Annotated in this window: 6 protein-coding genes and 1 pseudogene; 6 read left to right on the top strand and 1 reads right to left on the bottom strand. The window is 61.5% G+C overall.

Features of this window, described 5'->3' with window-relative positions:
* The 4 genes and pseudogenes from VFE81_RS04180 to VFE81_RS04165 all read left to right on the top strand — a co-directional run.
* Window positions 1-573 (top strand): annotated as a pseudogene (locus VFE81_RS04180) (monooxygenase); the annotation flags it as partial.
* A gap of 4 nt (window positions 574-577) precedes the next feature.
* Window positions 578-1,915, top strand: a complete 1,338-nt coding sequence (locus tag VFE81_RS04175; protein ID WP_325043385.1) for an amidohydrolase family protein — start codon at window positions 578-580, stop codon at window positions 1,913-1,915.
* A complete protein-coding gene (locus VFE81_RS04170; protein ID WP_325043384.1) occupies window positions 1,912-2,901 on the top strand; it encodes an alpha/beta hydrolase in 990 nt (329 codons plus the stop codon). The genes VFE81_RS04175 and VFE81_RS04170 overlap by 4 nt, the downstream gene beginning before the upstream one ends.
* Window positions 2,902-2,971: 70 nt before the next feature.
* Entirely contained in the window at window positions 2,972-3,616 is a 645-nt protein-coding gene (locus VFE81_RS04165) for a hypothetical protein (RefSeq protein ID WP_325043383.1), read from the top strand.
* Window positions 3,617-3,664: 48 nt separating this feature from the next.
* On the opposite strand, the gene VFE81_RS04160 is transcribed toward VFE81_RS04165, so the two are convergent.
* On the bottom strand, window positions 3,665-4,531 hold the full coding sequence (locus VFE81_RS04160; protein ID WP_325043382.1) for a LysR family transcriptional regulator: 867 nt from the start codon (window positions 4,529-4,531) through the stop codon (window positions 3,665-3,667).
* A 217-nt stretch (window positions 4,532-4,748) separates the two neighbouring features.
* On the opposite strand from VFE81_RS04160, the gene VFE81_RS04155 reads away from it, so the two are divergent.
* Window positions 4,749-4,958 carry a hypothetical protein gene (locus tag VFE81_RS04155; RefSeq protein ID WP_325043381.1) on the top strand — a complete coding sequence of 70 codons (210 nt, stop codon included), beginning with the start codon at window positions 4,749-4,751 and terminating at the stop codon, window positions 4,956-4,958.
* A 49-nt stretch (window positions 4,959-5,007) separates the two neighbouring features.
* Window positions 5,008-5,610, top strand: a 603-nt coding sequence (locus VFE81_RS04150) for an alkaline phosphatase family protein (protein ID WP_325043380.1), incomplete at its 3' end; no start/stop codon positions are given.

The raw sequence follows: 5,610 nt of genomic DNA, 5'->3' as shown, positions 1-5,610 counted from the left end.
AAACTCGCCAATGTCATCAACGGCGTCGCGGATGTGGCAACGCTTGACACTTACGACACGGAACGTCTTCCCGTCATGCATGCGCTGCTCGACAGCGTGAAGGCGCAGTGCGTGCTGCAGTTCAACTTCGAACCGGAGGCGGTGGCGCTCAAGCGTCGCATGCAGGAGCACATCGTTCCGTTGCCCGATGTGCAACGCAAACTGGTGCTGGAACTCTGCGGTCTGGAAGCGCCTTATCCGCGCGATGCGGATTGCCATCCGTTGACGGGCCTGCGTTGTCCCGATTTCGATCTCGTGCTGCTTGACGGACGTTCCGTCGCGGTGACGGAGACTTTGCGAAGCCGGCACTTCGTATTGCTGGATATCGAAGGATTCAGCCGCCAGTTCGGGACACTTGATGTGTCCGGGCTGCCCGTCACCGTGTTGCAGGCGCGCGCCGCGCATATCCCTGCTTCGATGGACGGCGTGAAAGCACTCCTGGTTCGTCCGGATGGATACGTGGCGTGGGCGAGCACGGAGGTGGCGCGTGCCGGCGAAGCCGAAGCGCAAATCGGCAAATGGCTCAAACGGTGACATCATGAACGAGCGACGAATTCTGCTGACAGGTGGCTGGATCCTGAGTATGGATGCGGCTATCGGCGACCTGCGTAAAGGTGACCTCCTCGTCGAAGGGACAGACATCATTGCCGTCGAGCCTCACATCGACGCACCTGATGCGGAGCATGTCGACGCGGGCGGCATGATCGTGCTGCCTGGGTTTGTCGATACGCATCGCCATACATGGCAAACCTGCGTGCGCCATCGCTATGCGGATATCGATCCGCAGATTTATTTCGCCGAGATGCTGGGCGCCAAAGGCGCTGCGTTCCGGCCCGAGGATGTCTACATCGGTACGATGCTCGGCGCCGTTTCCGCGCTGGACGGCGGTATCACCACGATGCTCGACTGGTCGCATGTGCAGAACACGCCGGAACATTCAGACGCGGCTGTTCTGGGCCTGCGGGACGCAAATATTCGTGGCGTGTTTGCCCACGGCTGGCCGCTGGTCGACGGTGCTTCGTGGATGTTCGACAGCCAGCGCGGCCACCCCGATGACATCCGGCGCCTGCGCGAGCGGTTCTTCTCGTCAGACGATCAACTGCTCACGCTGGCGATGGCGGCGCGCGGCCCCGAAATGGCGCGTCGCGACGTCTGGCTTGCTGATTTGCGACTGGCGCGCGAACTCGACATCCGTTCGACCATCCACATGGGCGCATATGTGCGCAACGCGTCTGTGAAGGCCATTACACAGATGCATGACGCGAGCGTATTGGGCGACGATCTGACGTTCGTGCATTGCTGCTTCTGCGGCGCGGACGAGATTGCGATGATGGCCGATGCCGGCGTCAGCGCTTCGCTCGGCGTGCACTGCGAATTGAATGCGCAGGGCATCGGCGACATTCCGCTGGATCGATTGCTCGCGGTTGGCATCCGGCCCAGCCTGAGCGGCGACACCGAAACGAAATGCTCAGGCGACATGTTCACGCAGATGCGGCATGCGTTTGCCTATTACCGCTCGTGGATGGGCGGCAACCATTCGAGCGTTCCGAACGCGCCGCCCACGCTGTCAATGCGCGACGTGCTCGAATTCGCCACAGTCGCGGGTGCGCGCGCGAACGGTCTCGATCACAAAGTCGGCTCGCTCACGCCGGGCAAACAGGCCGACATCATCATGATCCGCTGTGACGACCTTAATCTCACGCCGGTTTCCGACGCGGTGGGCGCCGTTGTGCTGGCTGCCCATCCGGGCAACGTGGACACCGTTTTTGTCGCGGGACGGGCTGTGAAACGGCATGGTCACATGCTGGATGTCGACCTCGACGCGCTACGGCAGCGCGCGCTGGCCTCCCAACAGTACATTCTCGGACTGCAATGAGAGACGCCGCGTTGCCTTTGCCGCTCGATCCTGAGCTGGCCGCCATTGTGTCGGCCATGCGTGCTGCTAACACGCCACCGCCGTTTTCCGGCACGCCTGAGCAAGCTCGCGAGCGGATGCGGCGCGCCATCATGGCGGCGCGTGAACGGTCTCCGTTGCCCGTCGTCGGCGTGGTCGAAGACGCGCTCGCCGGGTTCGACGGCGCCCATGTGCCGGTGCGCGTTTATCGTCCGCAAGATGCACAACCTGGGTTGGCGACGGTGGTGTTCTTCCACGGTGGCGGATTCGTGCTCGGCAGCGTCGAGCTGATGGACGACATCGCGCGCAAGCTATGTCGGGACATGAACGCGGTCGTTGTCTCTGTCGAGTACCGGCTGGCGCCGGAACATCCGTTTCCTGCCGCCCATGACGACGCGTTGACGGCCACGCTATGGGCAATCCGCAACGTCGTGGCGTTGGGGGGAGACGCGTCGCGTATTGCGGTGGCGGGGGAGAGTGCCGGCGGCAACCTCGCTGCTTCGACTGCTCTGACGCTGCGCGATCGGGGGGAGCGTCTCGCGGCACAACTACTCGTGGTGCCCGGTGTCGATCTGGCTCGAGACACCTCGCGGATCGAAGCGAAACGGGGCGACTTCCCGATGCTGTCGCCGTCGGATCTGCGCGATATTTCGCGGCTTTACATGGGGTCAAACTCGGCGCAGGCGGGGATGTTTCCGCCATCACCGTTACATGCTGCGGATTTTGCGGGGCTACCGCCCGCGGTGATCGCCGTTGCCGGGCACGACCCGCTTTGCGAGGAAGGACTCGCCTACGCGGCGCGTCTTGGCGCTGCCGGCGTTCCCGTGCGGGTGTACCGGTTCGACGATATGTTCCATCCGTTCTTTGCATTCTTCGAGGCTTCGGCAGCGGCGTGCCGCGCGAATGACGAGATTTGTCAGGGCTTTGCCGCGTGGCTTGAGCAATACGCGTTGCGTGTCGCCCGGTGAAAGCGATACCTCAAGCTCACGATTAATGTAAATTGATCGTTCTTGAGAGTGCCTTTCAGCGGAGCAACCCATGAAAAACGGAAAATCAAAAATGACGCGTCGGGATGCGGACAATCTTTTCCCCGACCTGCAGCAAAGCGGCACTCGTCTCACGAGCCGGCCTGATAACCCGTTCGGAGAGAAAGTATCTGAGCCAGTCGTTCGACGTGATCGTGGCGAGGCCTCGCTGTGGAAAGATAATCTCGTCACCTTGCCGACAGCGATCGAGTTGCCTCCAGGATATAAGTCGGTGCCGCACGTGCGCGAGGCGATGGAGAAGGCATGGCGTATGAAATGGGTCAGGGAAAGCGGCAATGAGGTTGTCGCAGAATTTCCTGAGGGCTGGGCGGCCATTCGACCTTCGAGCGGTGCAGTGGAATTGCGGGACGCGACCGGCGTGGTCCGAGCCGTGTACGGCTGGGCAGAGGATGCTGAATTGAGACTTCTGCCGCGGTATAGGGTCGAATCGCAGGCGAACAGTTCGAGCGGTCTCGGCAGCCTGGTTGTGCGTGATCGCGAGAACGGAAACATTCTTGAGCGGTCGTCGATCTGGTCAGCTCAGACCGGGACAAACCACCCCGATTGGACCAGGCTTTCGACATGGCTGGACAAGCAGCATCCTGGCCATCGCGATCCACTGCGGCTGTGGGCGGATTGCGAAGCCAACCTCAGTTGAATTCGAGGCATCGAGAGTCCGGCTCCCAATGCAGCCGTCCGTACGAAATCAAACGCTGCTATCTCGTGCGATGCACGCAAGAAAAGCGGCAATCGCGGGACTCTGCCCGCGTTCTTTCAGGTAATAGATGTATTCATCGATCGTCGTGCGTACGCCGCGCAAGCTAAGGACGCACAGATCGGGATGCTTTTCGACCTCACCGAGCGGAAACAGGCTGCCGCCGATCCCACGCAGGATCGCTTCCCGAATGGCCTCCCGGCTGCCGATCTCCGCGACTCGCGGTGGCGCGACCCCCGCGGCTGCAACGATCTCTTCAGTGCGCTGACGTGTCACCGAACCATCTTCCCGCATCAGCAGTCGCACCTCGCCCAGCATCGACGCGTCGATCTCGGTGAAGCGCGCCAGCGCATGCGTGCGGTGGACGACCAGCACCAGTGGATCCGTTGAAATCACATGCCGCGCCAATTCTTTCGCAGCGTTGAGTTGCGAGGACACCGCAAGATCGATGCGGAATTCGTGTAGCGCATTGAGCATTTCTTCCGAATTGCCGATCCGGCAGGTCAACTCAATTGTCGGATAGGCCTCGGAAAAGCGGCCAATCGCATCCATGATGTAGTACGGCCCGGTTGCCCCGAGCCGCAAATGACCTTCGAACAAGCCGCCTGCATTACGCAGCGCCGTCCCGGCTTGCGCTTCAAGATCGATCATTTTCTCGATCACCGGCAATAGCTTGACGCCTGTCTCGGTCACTTCAAGCCTGCGTCCACTGCGATAGAACAACTCCGCGCCGTAGGTCTGTTCGAGTTGTTTGATCTGTGCCGCGATGGTCGGCTGACTCACGCCGAGATGCCTCGCTGCGCGCGTGATGCTGCCCTGTTGCACGGTCGCGTGGAATGCCTTCAACTGATCGTACAAACTCCGTCTCCTTCATTTTCACAACCTCTCAGGTTAACGGCGCGTTATGTCGAACGTGTGAAACGGTCGCTATCTCGGCGACCGCAAAGGTTTGCGCTGCCGCCTTTACCCCAGGAAGCTTGGGTAGCTGCCCAGGAAAGCTTGGGGAACTGGTCAAGTCCGCGACACGTGCGGCAAGTACTAATAGGGGTGTTCTAAACGACTGGACCATTCAACCATGCACAGACTCAGATCGGCTGCGCTCTGCGCGGCATTGCTCCTCACGGTCGCGCTGGCGGCCTGCGGGGACGGCAGCAGCAGCGGTTCGTCGGCCGCGCCTGCCGCTAACCGCCAGACGCCCGCTTCTGACGCAAATGCACAGGAGTCGTCGTCCGGCACGCCCGTCGTGCATTGGGCGCCGGATTCTGGCGCGAGCGCCGCCAACTGACCCGTGAATCGGGCCCTGCATCGCCTCTTCCCACATCACCAGGCTTCTCATGTCCTCTAAAAACAGACGCGATTTCCTGCGCCTTGCCGCGACGTCGGCCGGTGCGCTTGCCACTTATGCAGGCTTTCCTCCGGCTATCCGCAAGGCGCTCGCCATGCCCGCGGCATCGCGCACCGGCACGATCAACGATGTCGAGCACGTCGTGATCTTCATGCAGGAAAACCGCTCGTTTGACCACTATTTCGGTGGCATGCGCGGTGTGCGCGGTTTCAATGACCCGCGTCCGCATCTGCTGCCCAACGGCGCACCCGTGTGGCAACAGCCGCCCGCTACGGTGCAAACGCAGCGCTACAACGCGCGCGGCCTCGATCCAGCCGCGCCGTACGTGATGCCTTTTTATCTCGATCCGGCGCGGACGAGCGAATTCCAGCCAGGCACCGATCACGGCTGGAGCAGCGGCCACCTCGCGTGGAACGGCGGGAAATGGGATCAATGGGTCAACCAGAAGCAGGACGTGTTGACGATGGGCTATCTGAAGCGCCAGGATCTTTCGTACCACTACGCGCTCGCCGAAGCATTCACCGTGTGCGATTCGTACTTCTGCTCAGTGAACGCAGATACCGCGCCCAATCGCATCTATCTGTGGACGGGC

Origin of the sequence: Paraburkholderia sp. (genome assembly GCF_035656215.1) — a bacterium.
In the GTDB taxonomy this organism is placed as follows: domain Bacteria; phylum Pseudomonadota; class Gammaproteobacteria; order Burkholderiales; family Burkholderiaceae; genus Paraburkholderia.
This window is presented reverse-complemented; position numbering and strand designations above follow the sequence as displayed.